Here is a 19688-nt window from a genome sequence, read left to right on the forward strand (position 1 = left end):
GGCCGCTCAGACCGCGCTGGGGGCCGGGGCAGGAGCCGGAGCGGCTGCCGTGTCCGGACGCGCGCCCGACTTCTGCGAGCCGTAGTAGCTCGTGTAGTAGTAGCCGTAGCCGCGGCCGACCTGGCCCCGCGGGGGAACGCGGTTGAGGATGACGCCGAGGGTGTGGCCGCTGACGCGCTCGAGGTTCTGGATCGCCTTGCCGAGCTCGTCGGTCGTCGTCCGGCCGGCCGAGATGACCACGAGGGCGCCGTCGGTGCGGGCGGTGAGGATCGCACCGTCGGTCACGGGCAGCAGCGGCGGGGCGTCCACGAGCACGATGGCCTCGCGGGCGATCTCGTGCAGGAGCATGTCCATGCCGTTCGAGCCGAGCAGCTCGCTCGGGTTCGGCGGGATCGAGCCCGCGCCGAGGATCCAGAGGTTGCCGGACGGACCCCAGGGCTGGAGCACGTCCTGCAGCTCGGCCTTGCCGATCAGCAGGTCGGTGAGGCCGACCCCGGGGACGAGGCCGAAGGACTTCGCGACGGTGGGCTTGCGGAGGTCGCCGTCCACGACGACCGTGCGCTGACCGGAGGCGGCGAGCGTCACCGCGAGGTTCGCGGTCACGGTCGACTTGCCGTCGGAGGGCAGCGGGCTGGTCACGACGATGATCCGCGGCGGGCTGTCGACGTTCATGAACTGCAGGTTCGTGCGCAGCTCGCGCAGCGCCTCGGCGAGCGCGTGCTTGCCGTCGGACTTCACGTAGTCGGTCGTGTCCGCCTCGGGCACGATGCGGTTGGTCTCGTTCAGGCGCTTGTCGACGGGGAGCGTGCCGACGACCGGGAGGTCGAACAGCCGCTCCACCACCTCGGCGGTGCGGATGCGGCGGTCGAGGGTGTTCCGGACGAAGGCGTAGACGAGGCCCAGCACGAGGCCGGCCAGCGCGCCGACGCCGAGCACCAGGCGCACGTTCGGGAACTCCGGGGAGGACGGCAGAGCAGCGGACTGGACGCCGGAGAGGCTGACGGTGTCGCCCGCTCCCGACTCCTGGTTCACCTGCTGGATGCGGACGGCGATCGCGTCGATCCAGGCGTCGGCGAGGGTGCGGGCGCCCTCCGGGGTGGACGCCGTCGCGCGGACGTTGAGGATCGGCGACTCCGGATCGGGAGTGACCTGGACGGCGGTGATCAGCGACTCCGCGGTCACGTCGAGCCCGAGGTTGCCGATGACGATCTCGGCGACGTTCCGCGACTTCGCGATCGGGACGTAGGTGAGGGTGCTCGACTTCGCGACGGAGTCCGCGATCTGGCGCAGGTAGATCGCCTGGCTCGGGTCTCCCCCGGCATCGGCGACGGCCGCCGAGACGAGGCCCTGGGCCTCCGCGGCGTAGCGCGGCTTCTGGGTCAGCGACCAGCCGTAGGCGACGAGGGTGCCCAGGAGCACGGCTGCGACGAGGGCGATCCAGTGATCGCGGAGAAGTCGGAGGACGTCTCTAAGTTCCACAGTGTCAAGTTCCTTCACTGGTCCGGACCGATCGGCGACTGCCGGAGACGGGCTTCAGAATCATTGCACGCCGGTGTATCGGCCCCGTTTCGGGGACCGTCAGACGTGCACCCCTTCCGGGGTGGGCTGGAGCGGAGTCGCTCTCGCGATCACGCCGAGCCCGAGCAGCTCGTCGACGGCGGCGGACACCGCGGCCGAGGCGTCGATCCCCTCCGGCGGTCCGCCGAGCTCGGCCAGCACCGCGGCGACGAGGTCGGGCAGATCGGCGCCGCCGGCCGCGGAGCGCCAGAGGACCGGCCCGATCCCGGCGAGCCGGATCACCGTGTTCTGGCGGAAGACGAGCAGCTCGCCGCTGGGCAGCGCCAGCGCGTCGTCGACCTCCGCGCGGCGCAGGGAGCCGCCGGCGGCCGCGTCCTCCGCCTCCAGCGGAAGCGCGACGACGTCGTGCCAGACCGCCGGCGCCGGCTCGGCCGGAGCGGCGAGCAGACCGTCGACGAGATCGAGCACGTCCGCCGCCTCGGAGTAGACCAGTCGATTCGCGCCACCGACCGAGGCGATCGTGCGGACCAGCGCCGAGAGAGCCCTGGGCCGGGCGGCGAGGTAGGAGGTCTGGGGCACCAGGGCGTCGATCGCCACGGTCGGCTCGACCTGCTCGAGGCGGGGCGCGTCGACGCCGTCACGGCGCTCGAGCAGGACGATCCCGGCCAGCACGAGCGGCGCCTGCGGAACGGGGCGCAGACCGAGGTCGACCGGCGAGAGCTGGGCCTTCGGCGCGCTGCCGGTCGCGGGCTTCACCGACAGCGGCTTCGGATAGGGCAGCACAGTGCCGTCGGGAGTGACGGCGACCGTCTCGTCGGTCACGTAGCCGAAGCGCTCGCCCAGCACCCGCGAGGCGGTCGTCTTGCCGGTGCCGGAGGCGGCCACGAACGCGAGCACGCGGCCGTCGTCGGCGGCGACGCCGCAGGCGTGCAGCATCAGGAGGTCGCCGCGGCGCTCACCGATGGCCTCGAGCGTGAGGGTCGACGTGAGCGACTCCTCGAGCTGCGCGACGGAGTGCGAGAGGACCCGCGCGCCATCCGGCGGGACCGCGCCGGGACGCGGCACATCGGCCGAGATCACGCGCGCGTCGGCGCTGTCGGCGGCGGCGCAGGAGCGCCAGCTGCTCCGGATCCGCGCCACGTCCTCGTCGGACAGTCCGGGCCCGAACTCGACGCGGAACGGGACCTCGAGGATCGCCAGCGACATGCTGCGCGGTCCGGATCGCTCGTCACCGGGCTGGTCGGCACCCGTCTGCACGGAGGAGCTCAATACGCCCCGTCCCTCGCCAGGACCGCGCGAGCGGTCTTGAAGAGGATGACGATGTCGCCGGTCATCGACCAGTTCTCGACGTAGTAGAGGTCGAGGCGGACGGTGTCCTCCCACGACAGGTTGGAGCGGCCGCTCACCTGCCAGAGGCCGGTGATGCCGGGCTTCATCAGGAAGCGGCGGTGCACGTGCTCCTCGTACTGCTCCACCTCGCGCGCCAGCGGCGGGCGGGGGCCGATCAGCGACATGTCGCCGCGGAAGACATTGAGGAACTGCGGCAGCTCGTCGAGGCTGAAGCGGCGGAGGACGGTGCCGACCTTGGTGACCCGGGGGTCCTTGGCCATCTTGAAGAGGATGCTGTTGCCCTCGTCGCGCTGCTGGGCGGCGAGCTCGGCCAGGCGCGCCTCGGCGTCGACCACCATCGAGCGGAACTTGAGCATCTCGAAGGTCGAGCCGTTCAGCCCGATGCGCTCCTGGCGGAACAGGATCGGGCCCGGGCTGGTCGTCTTCACCAGCACCGCGACGACGATCAGCACCGGAGCGCTGAGGATGATCAGCATCGTCGACGCGGCGATGTCGAAGAGCCGCTTCGCGAAGCGCTGGCGGCCGTCGAAGCGCGGGGTCTCGACGTGGATCAGCGGCAGGCCGGCGACCGGCCGGGTGTGGATGCGCGGGCCGCCGATGTCGGTGAGGCTCGGCGCCACGACGAGGTGCTCGCGGCCGGGCTCGAGCGTCCAGCTGAGCTCGCGGATGCGCTGCGGGGCCAGCTCGTCGGAGCTCGTGACGACGACGGTGTCGGCACCGGTCGCGTCCATCACAGCGCGCACGCCGTCGATCCCGGAGAAGCCGTGCAGCGAGAGGCCCGCCAGCTCGGCCTCGCTCGTGAGCGCCTCGGCGCCGCCGACGGAGGTGGAGACCGCGCCGACCAGCTTGTAGCCGGCCTCGGTGCCGCGCCGGAGCTCGCGTGCGGTGTGCAGCACGCTCGCGCGGGAGCCGAGCAGGACGACCTGGCTGGAGAAGCGGCCGACCTTGCGCTGACGGGTCAGCCAGGAGCGCCAGACCAGACGGCCGACGCAGATCAGCAGGATCCCGGCGGGGAACGCCGTGATGATGTAGCCGCGCGCCAGCAGGATCTGCAGGAGGTAGGCGATGATCGCGACGATGCCGAACAGCCAGATGGACGCGTCGACGATCCGCCGGTACTCGACGTAGCCGGTGCCGACGATGCGGCGGTCGCGGGTGTCGAAGACCTGCAGGGCGAGGAGCCAGCCGATCGAGAGCACGACGGACACCCAGGTGTAGCTGACGGCGATGTCCACGGGGTTGTTGAAGCCCACGTCGGAGTTCAGGTCGAGATCGAACCAGAACAGCTGCGTGCCGAAGACCGAGACGAGGATCGCGACGACATCGGTGGCGAGGAGGCGCCGGCGGTAGTCCTGCTCCCAGGACGGGCGGCGCTTCGGCGGAGTCTCCTGCGAAGCCATCGAACCCCCCGGTCTCGCGTGCTGCGTCGGAAGGCCTGCGTGCGTTTCCGGTGATGTCACGCCCGCAAGGCTACCCACTTCCCTGTTTCATTCGGGTCACGCCCGATGAGCACTGCTCGACACTGCTAGCCGCGCAGGCGTCCGCGGCTCTCCTGCAGGTAGCACGAGCCGCAGAGCGACTCGTAGGTGACCTCGGCCCCGTCGATGGCGACCTGGTCCCCGTCGAAGACGAATCGGCCGTCGACCACCCGGCCGTTGAAGATCGCCTTCCGCCCGCAGCGGCAGATCGTCTTCAGCTCCTCGAGGCTGTGCGCGATCTCGAGGAGCCGCCTGCTTCCGGGGAACGCGGCGGTCCGGAAGTCGGTTCGGATGCCGTAGGCGAGGACGGGGACGTTCTCCAGGATCGCGATCCGGAGCAGATCGTCGACGTGCGACTCCGGCAGGAACTGCGCCTCGTCGACGAGCAGTGCACTGACGTCGCGGGCCGTCTCGGCGAGCACGCGGGCGCGCGCGGCGGAGAAGACGGCGACCGGATCGCCGTCGGGCTCGAACAGGATGTCCACCGGACGGGTCACGCCGAGGCGGGACACGATGAGCTCGTCGCCCTTGGTGTCGACGGCCGGCTTCGCGAGCAGCACCCGGTGCCCGCGCTCCTCGTAGTTGTGCGCGGCCTGCAGGAGCGAGGTGCTCTTGCCGCTGTTCATCGCGCCGTAGCGGAAGTAGAGCTTCGCCATCAGGTCCTGTCTCTGCTCGTGGGCGGGCGGTGCCCGCGGGCCGCGCCCGGCGCGGTCGTGGTGGTCGTGGTCGTCGTGGTGGTCGTGGTGATCGTCGTGCCGTCCGCGGTCGTGCCGGTCACTCGAGAAGGCCGTCCTCCGCCGCCCGCCGGATCAGGTCGGCGCGCCGGCTGGCCGGGCGGCCGATCTTGGCGTACTTCTGCCGGACGCGGCGCAGATAGGTCTTCGCCGTCTCGAACTGCACGTTCATCCTCGCGGCGACCTCGGGAGTGCTGGCGCCGGCGACGTAGTGGCGCAGCGCCTCGAGCTCCCCCGCACTCAGCCGCGGACGCTGCTGCGCGGCCACCCCGATCGGCAGCGGACGCCACTGCGAGGCGGACCCCGCGGTCGAGCGCATGGCCATGGCCGAGCGCGCCGCCTCCATCACGTCCTGCATCGACTGCGCCTTCGTGAGGTGCCGGGCGGCGCCGGCCCGCAGCGACCGCTCGCGGATCTCGTCGTCCTCGCGCTCGGCGAGGACGATCACGGTCGCGCCCGCGGCACGGCAGGTGCGGATCCGCGCCTCGATCGAGATCGGCTCGCTCAGCTCGAAGTCCATCAGGACGACCTGCGTCGGGAACACCGTGCTGGTGACCAGCTCCATCCAGGTGCCGGCGCTGACGACGAGCTCGAAGTCGGGGGCGTTCGCGGCGATCCAGCTGCTCATGCTGTCCAGGAGCAGCTCGTGGTCGTCGAGGATGCCGAGCCGGACCGGTCGCACGCCGCCGTCGGCGGAGGGGGTCTCGGCGGACCGGGTCTCGACGGACCGGGACTCTGCGGCCCGGGCGGAGGAGCCGGACGTCGGCTCACCGGGGCGAGGGAGCATGCGACGATCCTAGCCGCGGCCCGGATCGCCTCCGCGGCCCTCTCAGAACAGCGTCGGCTGGCCCACCCCGGGCAGCACCGAGGCGCCGTCCTCGCCCAGCTCTCGGAGGATCAGTCCGCCGCCGCGGAGGCCGGCGTGCCGGGCCGGCTCGTCACCGTCCTGCGGGCGGCCGTGCTCGCCGCCGAGGGTCCGCAGCACACCGAGCGAGGGCAGCGCCGAGGCGCCGCGCGCGGTCGGTCCGAGCGCGGAGGAGCGCATCGAGCCGGTCGCCGGGTCGGCCTCCCCCTCCTCCAGCCGGTGGTCGCGCATCAGCGGGCGGATCCGGGCGGACAGCCAGCGGCGGTACTCCGCAGGCGCGTAGGCGGAGCGCCCGGGATACAGGGAGCGGTAGCGGTCGAGCAGCTCGGGGTGCTCCTGCGCGAGCCACTGCAGGAACCACTCCTTGACCCCGGGCTTGAGGTAGAGGGTCGAGTACATGATTTTGCTCGCCCCCGCCTCGCGGCAGGCACGGAGCGAGGCGTCCAGATGGGCGCGGGTGTCGGTGAGGAACGGCAGGATCGGCATCAGGAAGACCGAGCACTCGAAGCCCGCCTCGCGGGCGGCCGTGACGGTCGCCAGCCGGGCCGCGGCGGACGGAGCGCCGGGCTCGATCGAGCGCTGCAGATCCTCGTCGAAGACCGCGATCGAGACGCCGAGGTCGACGGGCACGTGCTCGGCGGCCTCGCGCAGCAGCGGCAGGTCGCGCCGGAGCAGCGAGCCCTTGGTCAGGATCGAGATCGGGGTGCCGGAGGCGGCCAGCGCGGCGATGATGCCGGGCATCAGCCGGTAGCGGCCCTCCGCCCGCTGGTACGGGTCGGTGTTGGTGCCGAGCGCGACGGGGTGCCGCTCCCAGCTCGGCCGGGCGAGCTCCCGGGTGAGCACCTCGGCGACGTTCACCTTGACGACGATCTGCGAGTCGAAGTCGCGCCCGCCGTCGAACTCGAGGTACTCGTGGGTGGGCCGGGCGAAGCAGTAGGTGCAGGCGTGGGTGCAGCCGCGCATCGGGTTGATCGTCCAGCCGAACGGCATCTTCGAGGAGGAGTGCACCCGGTTCAGCGCCGACTTGGCGAGCACCTCGTAGAAGGTGATGCCGTCGAACTCGGGGGTGCGGACGGTGCGGACCAGCTCAGTGAGCTTCACCAGGCCCGGGAGCGCGGCCTCGTCCGCCGCGCCGATCGCCTGTCCGCTCCACCTCATGCGTCCATTAGAACATGTGTTCGAACGTTTCGGTGGAGTCATGCTGGTCGAGCCGCCCGCCTCCATGCTGGTCGAGTAGCCGCGAAGCGGCGTATCGAGACCCACCGTCCTCAGCAGGTCGGGTCTGCAGACCCGTCTTCTGACGATGGCGGATCTCGATACGCCCGCTGCGCGGGCTACTCGATCAGCATGCGGCTTCGCGCCCTCGGTGCTCAGACGGAGGCGCGGAGCGCGAGCGCCTCCGAGGTGGCGGCGACGGTGCGCTCGGCCGTCTCCGGGGCGTCGTTGAGCGTCGAGCCGTAGCTGGGGACGAGCGAGCGGATCCGCGGCTCCCAGGCCTTCATCCGGTCGGGGAAGCAGCGCTTGACGATGTCCAGCATGATCGGCACCGCCGTCGAGGCGCCGGGCGAGGCGCCCAGCAGACCGGCGATCGTGCCGTCCGCCCCGGTGATGACCTCGGTGCCGAACTGCAGCACGCCGCCCTTCTTCTCGTCCTTCTTCATCACCTGGACGCGCTGGCCGGCGGTGATCAGGTACCAGTCCTCGGAGCGGGCGGTGGGCAGGAACTCGCGCAGCGCCTTCATCTTCTTGTCGCGACCGGCCAGCACCTCGCCGAGCAGGTACTTCATCAGGTCGAGGTTGTCGCGGGCGACGGCGAGCATCGGGCCGATGTTGTGCGGGCGGATCGACAGCGGCAGGTCGAGCCAGGAGCCGCGCTTGAGGAACTTGGGGGTGAAGCCGGCGTACGGGCCGAACAGCAGCGAGGCCTGGCCGTCGACGACGCGGGTGTCGAGGTGCGGGACCGACATCGGCGGGGCGCCGACGGCGGCCTTGCCGTAGACCTTCGCCTGGTGCCGGGCGACGATCGCCGGGTTGTCGGTCCGGAGGAACTGCCCCGAGATGGGGAAGCCGCCGAAGCCCTTGATCTCGGGGATGCCGGACTTCTGCAGCAGGTGCAGGGCCCCGCCGCCGGCGCCGACGAAGACGAAGCGGGCGACGACCTTCTTGGGCGTGCCGCCGACCTTCTGCTTGAGGTCCAGGCGCCAGGTGCCGTCCTTCTGCCGGGTGATGCCGGTGACCTCGTGGCCGGTGTCGAGCGTGCCGCCGTGCGCGACGACGTGGTCGAAGAGCTGGTGGGTGAGCGCGCCGAAATCGACGTCGGTGCCGGCCGGGATGCGCGTCGCGGCGTAGGGTCCACCGCCGGCGGGGCGCTGCTCCATCAGCAGAGGCGCCCACTCGTGGATGGTCTTCGTGCTCTCGGTGAACTCCATGCCGGCGAAGAGCGGCTGGTCCTTCAGCGCCTCGTAGCGCTTCCGGAGGTACTCGACGTTGGCCTCGCCGTGCACGAAGGTCATGTGCGGAGCGGAGTTGATGAAGCTCGAGGGCTCGCGGATGTCGCCGGCCTCGACCAGGCTCGACCAGAACTGGCGCGAGATCTGGAACTGCTCGTTGATCTGGATCGCCTTGGCGGGGTCGACGGAGCCGTCGGCCGCCTCGGGCATGTAGTTCAGCTCGCAGAGGGCGGCGTGGCCCGTGCCCGCGTTGTTCCAGGGATTCGACGACTCCTGCGCCACGTCGCCGAGGCGCTCGTACGCGGCGATGGTCCAGTCGGGCTGGAGCTTGGTGAGGAGTGCACCGAGGGTGGCACTCATGATGCCCCCACCGATGAGGGCGACGTCGACCGGTTCCGAGGAGTTCACGAGAGTCGAGTTTACCGTCGGGCGCCGGGCGGGAGGCGGGCCGGGGGGCCACTCCCCCATCAAATTGACGGCTTTTCCCGTCGGCGGGCGGCGGCGGCGGCCGCTGCTCGGGCGGGTGGGTCTCGATACGCCGCTCCGCGGCTACTCGACCAGCATGCAACCGCCGCGGCGCGCAGGCGAGCGCCCCCCACGCAGGCGCAGCGGCGCGCAGGCGGGCGCCCCATGCTGATCGAGTAGCCCTCGCAGAGGGCGTATCGATATCCACCGTCGCAGAGACGGCGGCCTGAAGCCACCGCTCGGGCGACGTGGGTCTCGATACGCCGCTCCGCGGCTACTCGACCGGCATGGCGGTCCGCGCCGGGTCAGGCGACGGGCTGCTTCGCCGCGATCAGCTCGGCGATCTGGACGGCGTTGAGCGCCGCGCCCTTGCGGAGGTTGTCGTTGCTGATGAAGAGGGCGAGGCCGCGGCCCTCCGGGGCGCCCTCGTCGGCGCGGATGCGGCCGACGTAGCTCGGGTCGCTGCCGGCGGCCTCGAGCGGGGTCGGCACCTCGCGCAGCGCGACTCCGGGGGCGTCGGCGAGCAGCTCGCGGGCGCGCTCGGGGCTGAGCGGCGCCGAGAACTCGACGTTCACCGAGAGCGAGTGGCCGGTGAAGACCGGCACGCGCACGCAGGTGCCCGAGACCAGCAGGCCGGGCAGCTCGAGGATCTTGCGGCTCTCGTTGCGGAGCTTCTTCTCCTCGTCGGTCTCGTTCAGGCCGTCCTCGACGAGGCTGCCGGCGAACGGGATGACGTCGAAGGCGATCGGCGCGACGTACTTGTCCGGCGCCGGGAAGGCGACCGCCGAGCCGTCGTGCACGAGGTCGAGCAGGTGCTCGTCGGCGACGGCCGCGCGGACCTGGCCGGCCAGCTCGTTCGCGCCGGCGAGGCCGCTGCCGGAGACGGCCTGGTAGGTGCTGACGATGAGGCGGGTGAGCCCGGCCTCCTGGTCGAGGACCTTGAGGATCGGCATCGCGGCCATCGTGGTGCAGTTCGGGTTCGCGATGATGCCCTTCACGGCCTGCTCGATCGCGTGCGGGTTGACCTCGCTGACGACCAGCGGGACCTCGGGGTCCATCCGCCAAGCGCTGGAGTTGTCGATGACGAGGGCGCCCGCGGCGGCGAAGCGCGGTGCCTGCGCGCGCGACCCCGTCGCTCCGGCCGAGAAGAGCGCGATATCGAGCCCCGAGGGGTCGGCGGTCTCGGTGTCCTCGACCACGACGTCCTCGCCGCGGAACGGCAGGGTCGTGCCGGCCGAGCGGGCGGTCGCGAAGAAGCGGATCGACGCGATCGGGAAGTCGCGCTCCTCGAGGAGGCGGCGCATGACGGTGCCGACCTGGCCGGTGGCGCCGACGACTCCGACGTGGAGGGGGGTGCTGCTCATGCTGGGCTCTTTCGTCCGTGGGCCGCTCGCGGGAGGAGCGGCACGAAGGGGTGCTGGCGGGAGGGCCGGGGCGGGCTCCCCGGAGACGGTACCGAACGACGGCGGAGTCGACGGGGCCGGAGGGTGCGATCGGCGGGATCGCGAGGGCGTTCGGCGGTCAGCGACCGGTGCCGGCGTAGACGACGGCCTCGTCCTCGGCGTCGAGGCCGAAGGCGGTGTGCACGACGCGGAGGGCGTCGTTCACCGTGTCGGCGCGGGTCACGACCGAGATGCGGATCTCGCTCGTGGAGATCATCTCGATGTTGATCCCGGCCTCGTAGAGCGAGCGGAACAGCTTGGCCGAGACACCCGCGTTGGTGCGCATGCCGGCGCCGACGAGGGCGAGCTTGGCGATCTGGTCGTCGTACTGCAGCGACTCGAAGCCGACCTCGTCCTTCTCTGCGTTGAGCGCCGTGAGGACGGTCTGGCCGTCGGCCTTGGGCAGCGTGAAGGAGATGTCGGTGCGGCCGGTCGCGGCGGCGGAGACGTTCTGCACGATCATGTCGATGTTCGAGCCGGTCTTGGCGACGATCGTGAAGATCTGCGCGGCCTTGCCCGGGATGTCGGGCACGCCGACGACGGTGATCTTGGCCTCGTTGAGATCGGCGGCGACGCCGGCGATGATCGGCTCTTCCACGGGCTGTCCATTCTTCTCGGTGCTTCCGGGGGCGTCCTCGCCGGGCACGGCGTTGTAGACGATGGTGCCCTCGTTGGGGCTGAACGACGAGCGCACGTGCAGGGTGACGCCGTGGCGGCGGGCGAACTCGACGGCGCGGATGTGCAGGACCTTCGCGCCGGCGGCGGCGAGCTCGAGCATCTCCTCGCTGGAGATGCGGTCGAGCTTGCGGGCCTTCTTGACCACCCGCGGGTCGGCGGTGAAGACGCCGTCGACGTCGGTGTAGATCTCGCAGGTGTCGGCGCCGAGGCCGGCGGCGAGCGCGACGGCGGTGGTGTCCGAGCCGCCGCGGCCGAGGGTGGTGATGTCCTTGGTGTCGCGGTTGAAGCCCTGGAAGCCGGCGACGATGACGACCGCGTTCTCGTCCAGCGCGGCGCGCAGGCGGACCGGGGTGATGTCGACGATGCGGGCGGCGCCGTGCTGGGCGTCGGTGATCATGCCGGCCTGGCTGCCGGTGAAGGAGCGGGCGTCGTAGCCCATGCTCTTGATCGCCATGGCGAGCAGCGCCATCGAGATCCGCTCGCCGGAGGAGAGCAGCATGTCGAGCTCGCGGGGCGCGGGGATCGGCGTGACCTGGTGGGCCAGCTCGAGCAGGTCGTCGGTGGTGTCGCCCATCGCGGAGACGGCGACGACCACGTCGTTGCCCGCCTGCTTCGTCGCGACGATGCGCTTCGCGACCCGCTTGATGCTCTCCGCGTCGGCGACGGAGGACCCGCCGAACTTCTGGACGATCAGGCTCACGCGCTACTCCCGGGTCAGTGGCTCGGGCCGTGGCGACCCGACGCAGGAGTCTACCGGCGGGCGCATGCGCGAGGGGTCATGTTGCGGCGGCGGCTGTCGGGGTGTCCTCGGGGCGGGCCGGTGAGGTGCCTTCGGCACTCGGAACCGGCTCCGGCACGCGGAACCGGCTCCGGCACGCGGGAACGGGCGGATTCAACGAGCCGGAGGTGAATCCACGAGCCGGAGGTGCGGTCTGCGAAGGTTCGGCTCGCGGAAACGGGCTCGGCACGGCAGAACCGACCGACTCCACGAGCCGGAGGTGGTTCCGCGAGCCGGACGTTCTCGTCCGGGCAGGTTCGGCACGCGGGAACAGGCTCGGCACGCTGGAACCGACTGAAACCACGAGCCGGAGATGAATCCGCGAGCCGGAGATCCGGTTCGGAGACGTTCGGCACGCGGGAATTGGCCCGGCACGGCAAAACCGACGGAATCCACGAGCCGGAGGTACTTCGGCGAGCCTGAGATCCGATTCGGAGATGTTCGGCACGCGGGAGCAGGCTCGGCACGCCGGAACCGAACGAAACCACGAGCCGGAGGTGGATCCGCGAGCCCGAGGTCCGATCCAGCGACGTCCGGCACGCGGAAACGGGCACGGCACGCCAGGACCCGACCGGAACCACGAGCCGGAGGTGGATCCGCGGGCCGGAGGTCCGATCCGGGGACGTCCGGCACGCGGAAACGGGCACGGCACGCCGGAACCGACCGAAACCACGAGCCGGAGGTGGATCCGCGAGCCCGAGGTCCGATACAGGGACGTCCGGCACGCGGAAACGGGCACGGCACGCCAGGACCGACCGAAACCACGAGCCGGAAATGAATCCGCGAGCCCGAGGTCCGATACAGGGACGTCCGGCACGCGGAAACAGGCTCGGCACGCCGGAACCGCGAGCCGGAGGTGGATCCGCGGGCCGGAGGTCCGATCCGGGGACGTCCGGCACGCGGAAACGGGCACGGCACGCCGGAACCGACCGGAACCGCGAGCCGGAGATGAATCCGCAAGCCCGAAGTCCAATCCGGGGACGTCCGGCACGCGGAAACAGGCACGGCACGCCGGAACCGACCGGAACCGCGAGCCGGAGGTGATTCCGCAAGCCCGAGGTCCGGTCCGGGGACGTCCGGCACGCGGAAACAGGCTCGGCACGCCGGGACCGACCAAGACCACGAGCCGGACGTGGATCCGCGAGCCGGAGGTGGGCGATGAGGGGCGGGGGCGGCCCGTGTCAGTTCTCGACGAGGCGGCGGCCCTCGAAGGCGCGGCCGAGGGTGATCTCGTCGGCGTACTCGAGGTCGCCGCCGACGGGGAGGCCGGAGGCGAGGCGGGTGATGCGGATGCCGAGGGTGCTCAGCATGCGGGAGAGGTAGGTCGCGGTGGCCTCGCCCTCGAGGTTGGGGTCGGTCGCGATGATGACCTCCTGGACCTCGCCGTCGGCCAGGCGCTGCAGCAGCTGGCGGATCCGGAGCTGGTCGGGGCCGATGCCGTCGATCGGGCTGATCGCGCCGCCGAGCACGTGGTAGAGGCCGCGGAACTCGCGGGTGCGCTCGATGGCGGGGACGTCCTTCGCCTCCTCGACCACGCAGATGACGGCGCGGCTGCGGCGCGGGTCGCGGCAGATGCCGCAGGTGGCCTCCTCCGCGACGTTGCCGCAGATGTCGCAGAAGTGCACGCGGTTGCGCAGCTCCAGCAGGATCTCGGCGAGACGCGTGACGTCGAACGTCTCGGTCTGCAGGATGTGGAACGCGATGCGCTGGGCCGACTTCGGGCCGATGCCGGGGAGCCGGCCGAGCTCGTCGATCAGCTCCTGGACGATGCCTTCGTACATGCGGTCGCCTCCTCTCGGGATGCGGATTCAGGGGTGAGGAGTGCGGGAGCGAGGAGCGGGGCGACGGTCATGCGCCGGTCACCCGCGGACCGCGCGGGACGTGCGGCTGCTCCTCGATGAACTGGGCGCCGAGGATCTCGCGCACCACGGCCTCGCCGTAGCGCTGGCGGCCGTCGGCCGTGGCCGAGCGGGTGGTGCGGGTCACCGGGCGGGGCGCCGGCTCGGGCCGCTCGCGGGCACGGACGGGCGCGGGAGCGACGGGCGCCGGGGGTGCGGACGGCTCGCCGGCGGGCGCGACGGTCGCCCAGGAGTCGGGCATCGGCGGCTCGACCGGCGGCATGTCCTCCTCGGGCGGCTCCTCGTCGAACGGCGGCTCGTCGTCGGAGGGCTCGGCCGATGCGGCGGCCGGGCGGACCGGCGGCTCCTGCTCGGGGACGACCGGCGTCGAGCGCGGCGACGGGGCGAGGACCGGCACGTCGGTCGGCTCCGGGGCGACGACCGTCTCGATCGCGGGCTCGGCGGCGACCTCGGCGGGGGCCGGGTCGGCCGGGATGGCGACCGTCGCCCACTCGTCGGGGTCGCTGGGGGCGGTCGCCGCCGCGGGCTGCTGCGCGGCGGGCTGCTCGGCGGCGGGCGGCGGGGTCGCCTCGACGGCGGCGCGCTCGGCCTCGGGCGCGGTCGCGCGGGGCTCGACGCGGGCGATGTACTTCACCCGGAGGCCGAGGACCTGCTGGATCGCCTGGCGCAGGTGCTCGCTCACGCCGGGCTGACCGGCGCTGCCGGCCATCTTGAACGAGTCGACGTCGTTCTGGCTCGGGAAGGAGAGCGTGAGGACGTCGTCCTTCAGCGCCCGCACCTGCGCGGTGTAGGCGACGAGCCAGGCCGTCATCCGGGCCTTCTGCACGACCTCGAGGATCTCGGGCCAGCTGTCCTTCATCCGCTGCAGGGTGACACCGCCGGGCTCGTCGGCCGCGGAGGGGTGGGGCGCTGCGGCGGGCACGGCCGGGCGCGGAGCCGCGGTGCCGGCCGGAGTCGCGTCGGCGGGAGTCGAATCAGCGGGAGTCGAGTCGGCGGCGGCGCTCGGGACGGCGTCGGGCGCCGAGGACGCCGCGGCCGTGCCGGAGCCGGCATCGACCGACGCCGCGGAGACGACCGGGGCCTCGACGCGCGGGGCCGCCGCGATCGACTCCGGCACCGACTCCGGCGTCGCGGCGTGCGTCGCGAGGTGCGGCTCGGGCATGCGCGACTCGGGTGCGCGGGTCTCGGGTGCGCGGGAGGCGGCGGCACGGGACTCGGGCCCGCGCGGCTCCGGAGCACGCGAGTCGGCGGACGGCCGCGTCGGCGCCGGGGCGGCCTGCGACGGCGCCGGCACCACGACGGACGCCGGGGCGGCCGACGCGCCGGAGCCGTGCACCAGCGTGCGCGCGATCATCAGCTCGAGGTGCAGCCGCGGCGAGGTCGCGCCCGTCATCTCGGTGAGCGCGTCGTTGACGATGTCGGCGATGCGGGAGAGCTCGCCGAGGCCGAGGGCGCGCGACTGGCCGGCCATCCGGTCGAGCTCGTCCTGGGACACGCCGCGGAGTACCGCGGAGGCCGCGCCTCCGGTGGCGGCGACGACGATGAGGTCGCGGAGCTTCTCGAGCAGGTCCTCGACGAAGCGGCGCGGGTCCTGGCCGGTCTGGATGACCCGGTCGACGGCGCCGAACGCCTCGGCGGAGTCGTGCTCGGCGAGCGCGTCGACGACCTCGTCGAGCAGCGCGCCGTGGGTGTAGCCGAGCAGGGCGACCGCGCGCTCGTACTCGACCGTCTCGTCCTCGGAGCCGGCCATCAGCTGGTCGAGGAGCGAGAGGGTGTCGCGGACCGAGCCGCCGCCGGCCCGGACGACCAGCGGGAGCACGCCCGCGGCGACGCTCACCTTCTCGCGCTCGCAGAGCTCCTGCGTGTAGTCGAGCATCTGCGCCGGCGGGACGAGCCGGAACGGGTAGTGGTGCGTGCGCGAGCGGATCGTGCCGATGACCTTGTCGGGCTCGGTCGTCGCGAAGATGAACTTCACGTGCTCCGGCGGCTCCTCGACGATCTTGAGCAGCGCGTTGAAGCCCTGCGGCGTCACCATGTGCGCCTCGTCGAGGATGAAGATCTTGAAGCGGTCGCGGGCCGGGGCGAAGATCGCCCGCTCGCGCAGGTCGCGCGCGTCGTCGACGCCGTTGTGGCTCGCAGCGTCGATCTCGACGACGTCGAGCGAGCCCTGGCCGTCGCGGCTGAGCTCGACGCAGCTGTCGCAGACGCCGCACGGGGTGTCCGTCGGGCCCTGGGCGCAGTTGAGGCAGCGGGCGAGGATGCGCGCCGACGTCGTCTTGCCGCAGCCGCGCGGGCCGCTGAAGAGGTAGGCGTGATTGACGCGGTTGGTGCGCAGCGCCGTCATGAGCGGATCGGTCACCTGGGACTGGCCGATCATCTCGGCGAACGTCTCCGGCCGGTACCGGCGATACAGGGCTGCTACCACCCGACAAGAGTAGCCGCGACCTCCGACACCGGACGCGGGTCGCCGGAGCCGCCGCCTCCCGTAGCCTCGAGGCCGTGACCGGCCGCCCCAGCACTCCCCCGTTCGACGCCGTCGTCCTCGCCGGCGGACGCGGCGAGCGCCTCGGCGGCGCAGCCAAGCCGCTGCTCGAGCACGACGGCTCGACGCTGCTCGCGCACGCGCTGAGCGCTGTCGCCGGCGCCCGGCGCGTCGTGGTCGCGGGACCGCCGGAGCTCCGCGGCGGAGTCGGAGCGGCGCTCCTCGTCCAGGAGCGGCCCCCGTTCGGCGGACCGGTCGCCGGTCTCGCGGCGGCGCTGCCCCTGCTCGCGCGGGACGACGCGGCCGGCTGGATCGCCGTGCTCGCGGCCGACCTGGTCGATCCGGCCCCCGCGCTCGACCGGCTGCTGGCGGACGCCGCCTCCGCCGATCCCGCGACCGACGCCCTGCTCGCCGTCGACGGGGACGGCCGCACGCAGCTCCTCCTCGGCCTGCACCGCCGAGCCGCGCTGACGTCCGCCGTGACCCGGCTCCCCGCGGTCGACGGCGCCTCCGTCCGCGCACTCCTGGCGGGGCTGGCCGTGCGGCTCGTCGAGGTGCCGGCCGGATCGACCGCGGACGTCGACGACCGCGCCGACGCCCGCCGCCACGGCATCGCCGTGCCGGGCGCGGAGAGCGCGCGGGGCGCAGAATCCGAACCGGGCGCAGACTGAACGCGTGACCCACGACACGAACGCGACCCCTTCCTCCGCCCCGGACGCCCGCGAGGACACCGCCGCACTGCTCGCCGCCTGGTGGGACGAGCTGAGCGCCGCCCTCGGGCTCGCCGACGTGCCGGTCGAGCGCGACGCCCTGCTCTCCCTGGCCGGCGACGCGGCGCACGGCGTGGTGCGGCCGGCCGCTCCGCTGACGACGTTCCTCGCCGGCTACGCGGCGGGCCTGCAGGGCGGCGACCGGGCGGCGCTCGACGCGGCGGTGCGGACGTCGCTGGAGGCCATTCGCATGCGAACGCACGAATCCTGAGACGCTACTCCCTCCCCCTCGATCCGGCACCAGGGTCCGGGCGTACGGTTCGCTCGAGCCTCGCCGCCGCGGCCCTCCTCCGGACGATCGCGGCGCGGCTCCCGCGGGCGCTCACGCACCGCGGTCGCATCCCGTGAAGGAGAACCGCATGTCAGGCAACAGAGCAGTCGCCTACAAGAGCCCCGGCGTCGTCGAGGTCATCGACATCGACTACCCGACCTTCGAGCTGAAGGACGGGCCGGGCGTGAACCCGGCGAACATCGGCAGGAAGCTGCCGCACGGCGCGATCCTCCGCACCGTCTCGACCAACATCTGCGGCTCGGACCAGCACATGGTCCGCGGGCGCACCACCGCTCCCGCCGATCTGGTCCTCGGGCACGAGATCACCGGCGAGGTCGTCGAGGTCGGGCCGGACGTCGAGTTCGACAAGGTCGGCGACATCGTCTCGGTGCCGTTCAACATCGCCTGCGGCCGCTGTCGCAACTGCAAGGAGCGCAAGACCGGCATCTGCCTGAACGTGAACCCGGACCGCCCGGGCAGCGCCTACGGCTACGTCGACATGGGCGGCTGGGTCGGCGGGCAGGCCGAGTACGTGATGGTCCCCTACGCCGACTGGAACCTGCTCGTCTTCCCCGACCGCGACCAGGCGCTGGAGAAGATCCTCGACCTCACGATGCTCTCGGACATCTTCCCGACCGGCTTCCACGGCGCGGTCACCGCGGGCGTCGGGGTCGGCTCGACCGTGTACGTCGCGGGAGCCGGGCCCGTCGGACTGGCCGCTGCCGTCGGCGCGCAGCTGCTCGGCGCGGCCGTCGTGATCGTCGCGGACCTCAACGAGGAGCGGCTCGCCCAGGCGCGCTCGTTCGGCTGCGAGACCGTCGACGTCTCCAAGGGCGACCCGGCCGGCCAGATCGAGCAGATCCTCGGCGTGCCGGAGGTCGACTGCGGTGTCGACGCCGTGGGCTTCGAGGCGCACGGCAACGGCGCCGACTCGGGCACCGAGGCGCCGGCCACGGTACTCAACTCGCTGATGTCGATCACCGCGGCGGGCGGCGCGCTCGGCATCCCGGGGCTCTATGTCACCGGTGACCCGGGCGGAGTGGACGAGGCCGCGCAGGAGGGCTCGCTCTCGATCCGCCTCGGGCTGGGCTGGGCGAAGTCGCTGTCCTTCACGACCGGCCAGTGCCCGGTGATGAAGTACAACCGCTCGCTGATGATGGCGATCCTGCACGACAAGGTGCAGATCGCGAAGGCGGTGCAGGCCACGGCCATCACGCTGGACGAGGCGCCGCAGGGCTACGCCGACTTCGACAAGGGCGCCGCGAAGAAGTTCGTGCTGAACCCGAACGGGTACCTCGGCTGAGCCCGCCGACGGCGCCGGGTCCTCGGATCCGGCGCCGTCGCCGGCCCGGCGCGGGCGCGACCAGAATGGACGGATGAGCGACATCGACTGGGACGGCGCTCGCGCGCGGATCACCGCGGCGACCGCTCCCGGGCCGCTCGCGACGGTCCCACTGCTCGAGGCGGAGGGCTCCGTCACAGCGAGCGCCGTGCTCGCTCCGCGACCGCTCCCCCACTACGACTCCTCGGCGATGGACGGCTGGGCCGTCCGCGGGGCGTCGCCCTGGCGGCTCGGACCGGGCAGCGCCGAGCCGATCGTCACCGGCGGGGTCGTGCCGGAGTGGTGCGAGGGCGTCCTCCCGAGCGAGCGCGGCCGGGTGACCGGGGACGTGCTCTCCTCGGAGCACCCGGTGCCGCTCGGGCGGCACATCCGCAGCGCGGGCGACGAGGCCCCGGCCGGAACCGCGCTCGTCGACTCCGGCGTGCGGCTGCGGCCGGCGCACCTGGCGCTGCTCGCGATCGCGGGCTTCGACGAGCTCGTCGTGCGGCGGCCGGCGACGGTCGATCTGCTCTTCACCGGTGACGAGGTCGACACCGCGGGGATGCCCAGGGCCGGGCGCGTCCGCGACGCGTTCACGCCGCTGCTGCCGCCGCTCGTCGCGCGCGGCGGGGGTGCGGTGGGATCGGTGCGGCGGCTCGGCGACGACGACGAGGCGATCGCCCGCGCGCTGCTCGCGAGCACGGCTCCACTGCAGATCACGACGGGCGGGACCGGGCGGTCGCGGGTGGACGCGGTGCGGCGGGCGCTCCGGATCGCGGGGGCGACCCTGATCGTCGACGGGGTCGCGATGCGGCCGGGGCATCCGACGGTGATCGCGTCGCTGCCCGGCGGGGCGGTCGTGCTCGCGCTGCCCGGGAATCCGCTCGCCGCGTTCCTCGCGGCACTGTCGTTCCTGCCGCCGGCGCTGGACGCGGCGAGCGGGGCCGCCGCGCCGGTGCTGCGTCAGGGCGTGCTGGGCGAGCCGCTCGGCCGCGCCGGGTCGACCGTGCTCGTGCCGGTCGTCGAGGCGGACGGCGTCTGGCGGGCGGTGCACGGGATCCGCTCGCACATGCTCTCGGGGCTCACGGTGGCGGAGGCTGTCGCCGTCGTTCCGGCGGGCGGTGCCGCGGCCGGGGAGAGGGTGCGGCTGCTTCGGCTGCCGTGGTGAGCGCGACCGGACTGCTGACGGGGCGGGTCTCGATACGCCGCTCCGCGGCTACTCGACCA

16 protein-coding genes are annotated in these 19688 nt (G+C 72.7%); 4 read left to right on the forward strand and 12 right to left on the reverse strand.

From position 1 onward, the window contains the following. Positions 1-6: 6 nt before the first annotated feature. The 12 genes from MT351_RS20320 to MT351_RS11870 form a co-directional block, all read right to left on the reverse strand. The gene (locus MT351_RS20320; protein WP_243582269.1) at positions 7-1479 is read right to left on the reverse strand and encodes a polysaccharide biosynthesis tyrosine autokinase; all 1473 of its coding nucleotides are present in this window, start codon (positions 1477-1479) and stop codon (positions 7-9) included. 99 nt (positions 1480-1578) lie between these two features. Next, entirely contained in the window at positions 1579-2775 is a 1197-nt protein-coding gene (locus MT351_RS11825; RefSeq protein WP_243582270.1) for a hypothetical protein, read from the reverse strand. 8 nt (positions 2776-2783) lie between these two features. Further along, the gene (locus MT351_RS11830; protein WP_123737558.1) at positions 2784-4268 is read right to left on the reverse strand and encodes a sugar transferase; all 1485 of its coding nucleotides are present in this window, start codon (positions 4266-4268) and stop codon (positions 2784-2786) included. A 125-nt stretch (positions 4269-4393) separates the two neighbouring features. Continuing rightward, positions 4394-5002 (reverse strand): thymidine kinase, encoded by a 609-nt coding sequence (locus MT351_RS11835; RefSeq protein ID WP_123447696.1) that lies wholly within the window; start codon positions 5000-5002, stop codon positions 4394-4396. Next, entirely contained in the window at positions 5002-5124 is a 123-nt protein-coding gene (locus MT351_RS20040; protein ID WP_279398280.1) for a hypothetical protein, read from the reverse strand. The genes MT351_RS11835 and MT351_RS20040 overlap by 1 nt, the downstream gene beginning before the upstream one ends. Beyond that, positions 5121-5867 carry a response regulator transcription factor gene (locus MT351_RS11840; protein WP_243582271.1) on the reverse strand — a complete coding sequence of 249 codons (747 nt, stop codon included), beginning with the start codon at positions 5865-5867 and terminating at the stop codon, positions 5121-5123. Before MT351_RS11840 ends, MT351_RS20040 begins: the two co-directional genes overlap by 4 nt. 42 nt (positions 5868-5909) lie before the next feature. Further along, positions 5910-7103, reverse strand: coding sequence for an Rv2578c family radical SAM protein (locus tag MT351_RS11845; protein WP_243582272.1), 1194 nt, complete (start codon positions 7101-7103; stop codon positions 5910-5912). A 212-nt stretch (positions 7104-7315) separates the two neighbouring features. Continuing rightward, positions 7316-8803, reverse strand: coding sequence for a malate:quinone oxidoreductase (locus tag MT351_RS11850; RefSeq protein WP_372487875.1), 1488 nt, complete (start codon positions 8801-8803; stop codon positions 7316-7318). Positions 8804-9165: 362 nt separating this feature from the next. Further along, on the reverse strand, positions 9166-10224 hold the full coding sequence (locus tag MT351_RS11855) for an aspartate-semialdehyde dehydrogenase (RefSeq protein ID WP_243582273.1): 1059 nt from the start codon (positions 10222-10224) through the stop codon (positions 9166-9168). 157 nt (positions 10225-10381) lie between these two features. After that, complete coding sequence (locus MT351_RS11860; RefSeq protein WP_123447701.1) at positions 10382-11680, reverse strand: aspartate kinase; 1299 nt, start codon at positions 11678-11680, stop codon at positions 10382-10384. A gap of 1259 nt (positions 11681-12939) precedes the next feature. Beyond that, positions 12940-13539, reverse strand: a complete 600-nt coding sequence (recR, locus tag MT351_RS11865) for a recombination mediator RecR (RefSeq protein WP_123447702.1) — start codon at positions 13537-13539, stop codon at positions 12940-12942. 67 nt (positions 13540-13606) lie between these two features. Beyond that, positions 13607-16042 (reverse strand): DNA polymerase III subunit gamma and tau, encoded by a 2436-nt coding sequence (locus tag MT351_RS11870; RefSeq protein WP_243582274.1) that lies wholly within the window; start codon positions 16040-16042, stop codon positions 13607-13609. Between the two features lie 74 nt (positions 16043-16116). Here MT351_RS11870 and MT351_RS11875 point away from each other — a divergent pair, with 74 nt between their 5' ends. From MT351_RS11875 to MT351_RS11890, 4 genes are all read left to right on the forward strand, one after another. Then, on the forward strand, positions 16117-16770 hold the full coding sequence (locus tag MT351_RS11875; RefSeq protein WP_243582275.1) for a molybdenum cofactor guanylyltransferase: 654 nt from the start codon (positions 16117-16119) through the stop codon (positions 16768-16770). Positions 16771-16774: 4 nt separating this feature from the next. Then, a complete protein-coding gene (locus tag MT351_RS11880) occupies positions 16775-17080 on the forward strand; it encodes a DUF6457 domain-containing protein (protein ID WP_207901812.1) in 306 nt (101 codons plus the stop codon). Between the two features lie 148 nt (positions 17081-17228). Beyond that, complete coding sequence (fdhA, locus tag MT351_RS11885) at positions 17229-18443, forward strand: formaldehyde dehydrogenase, glutathione-independent (RefSeq protein WP_243582276.1); 1215 nt, start codon at positions 17229-17231, stop codon at positions 18441-18443. A gap of 73 nt (positions 18444-18516) precedes the next feature. Further along, complete coding sequence (locus tag MT351_RS11890) at positions 18517-19629, forward strand: molybdopterin molybdotransferase MoeA (protein WP_132437661.1); 1113 nt, start codon at positions 18517-18519, stop codon at positions 19627-19629. Positions 19630-19688 lie beyond the last annotated feature (59 nt).

Origin of the sequence: Rathayibacter sp. VKM Ac-2926, from assembly GCF_022815565.1 — a bacterium.
Classification (GTDB): domain Bacteria; phylum Actinomycetota; class Actinomycetes; order Actinomycetales; family Microbacteriaceae; genus Rathayibacter; species Rathayibacter festucae.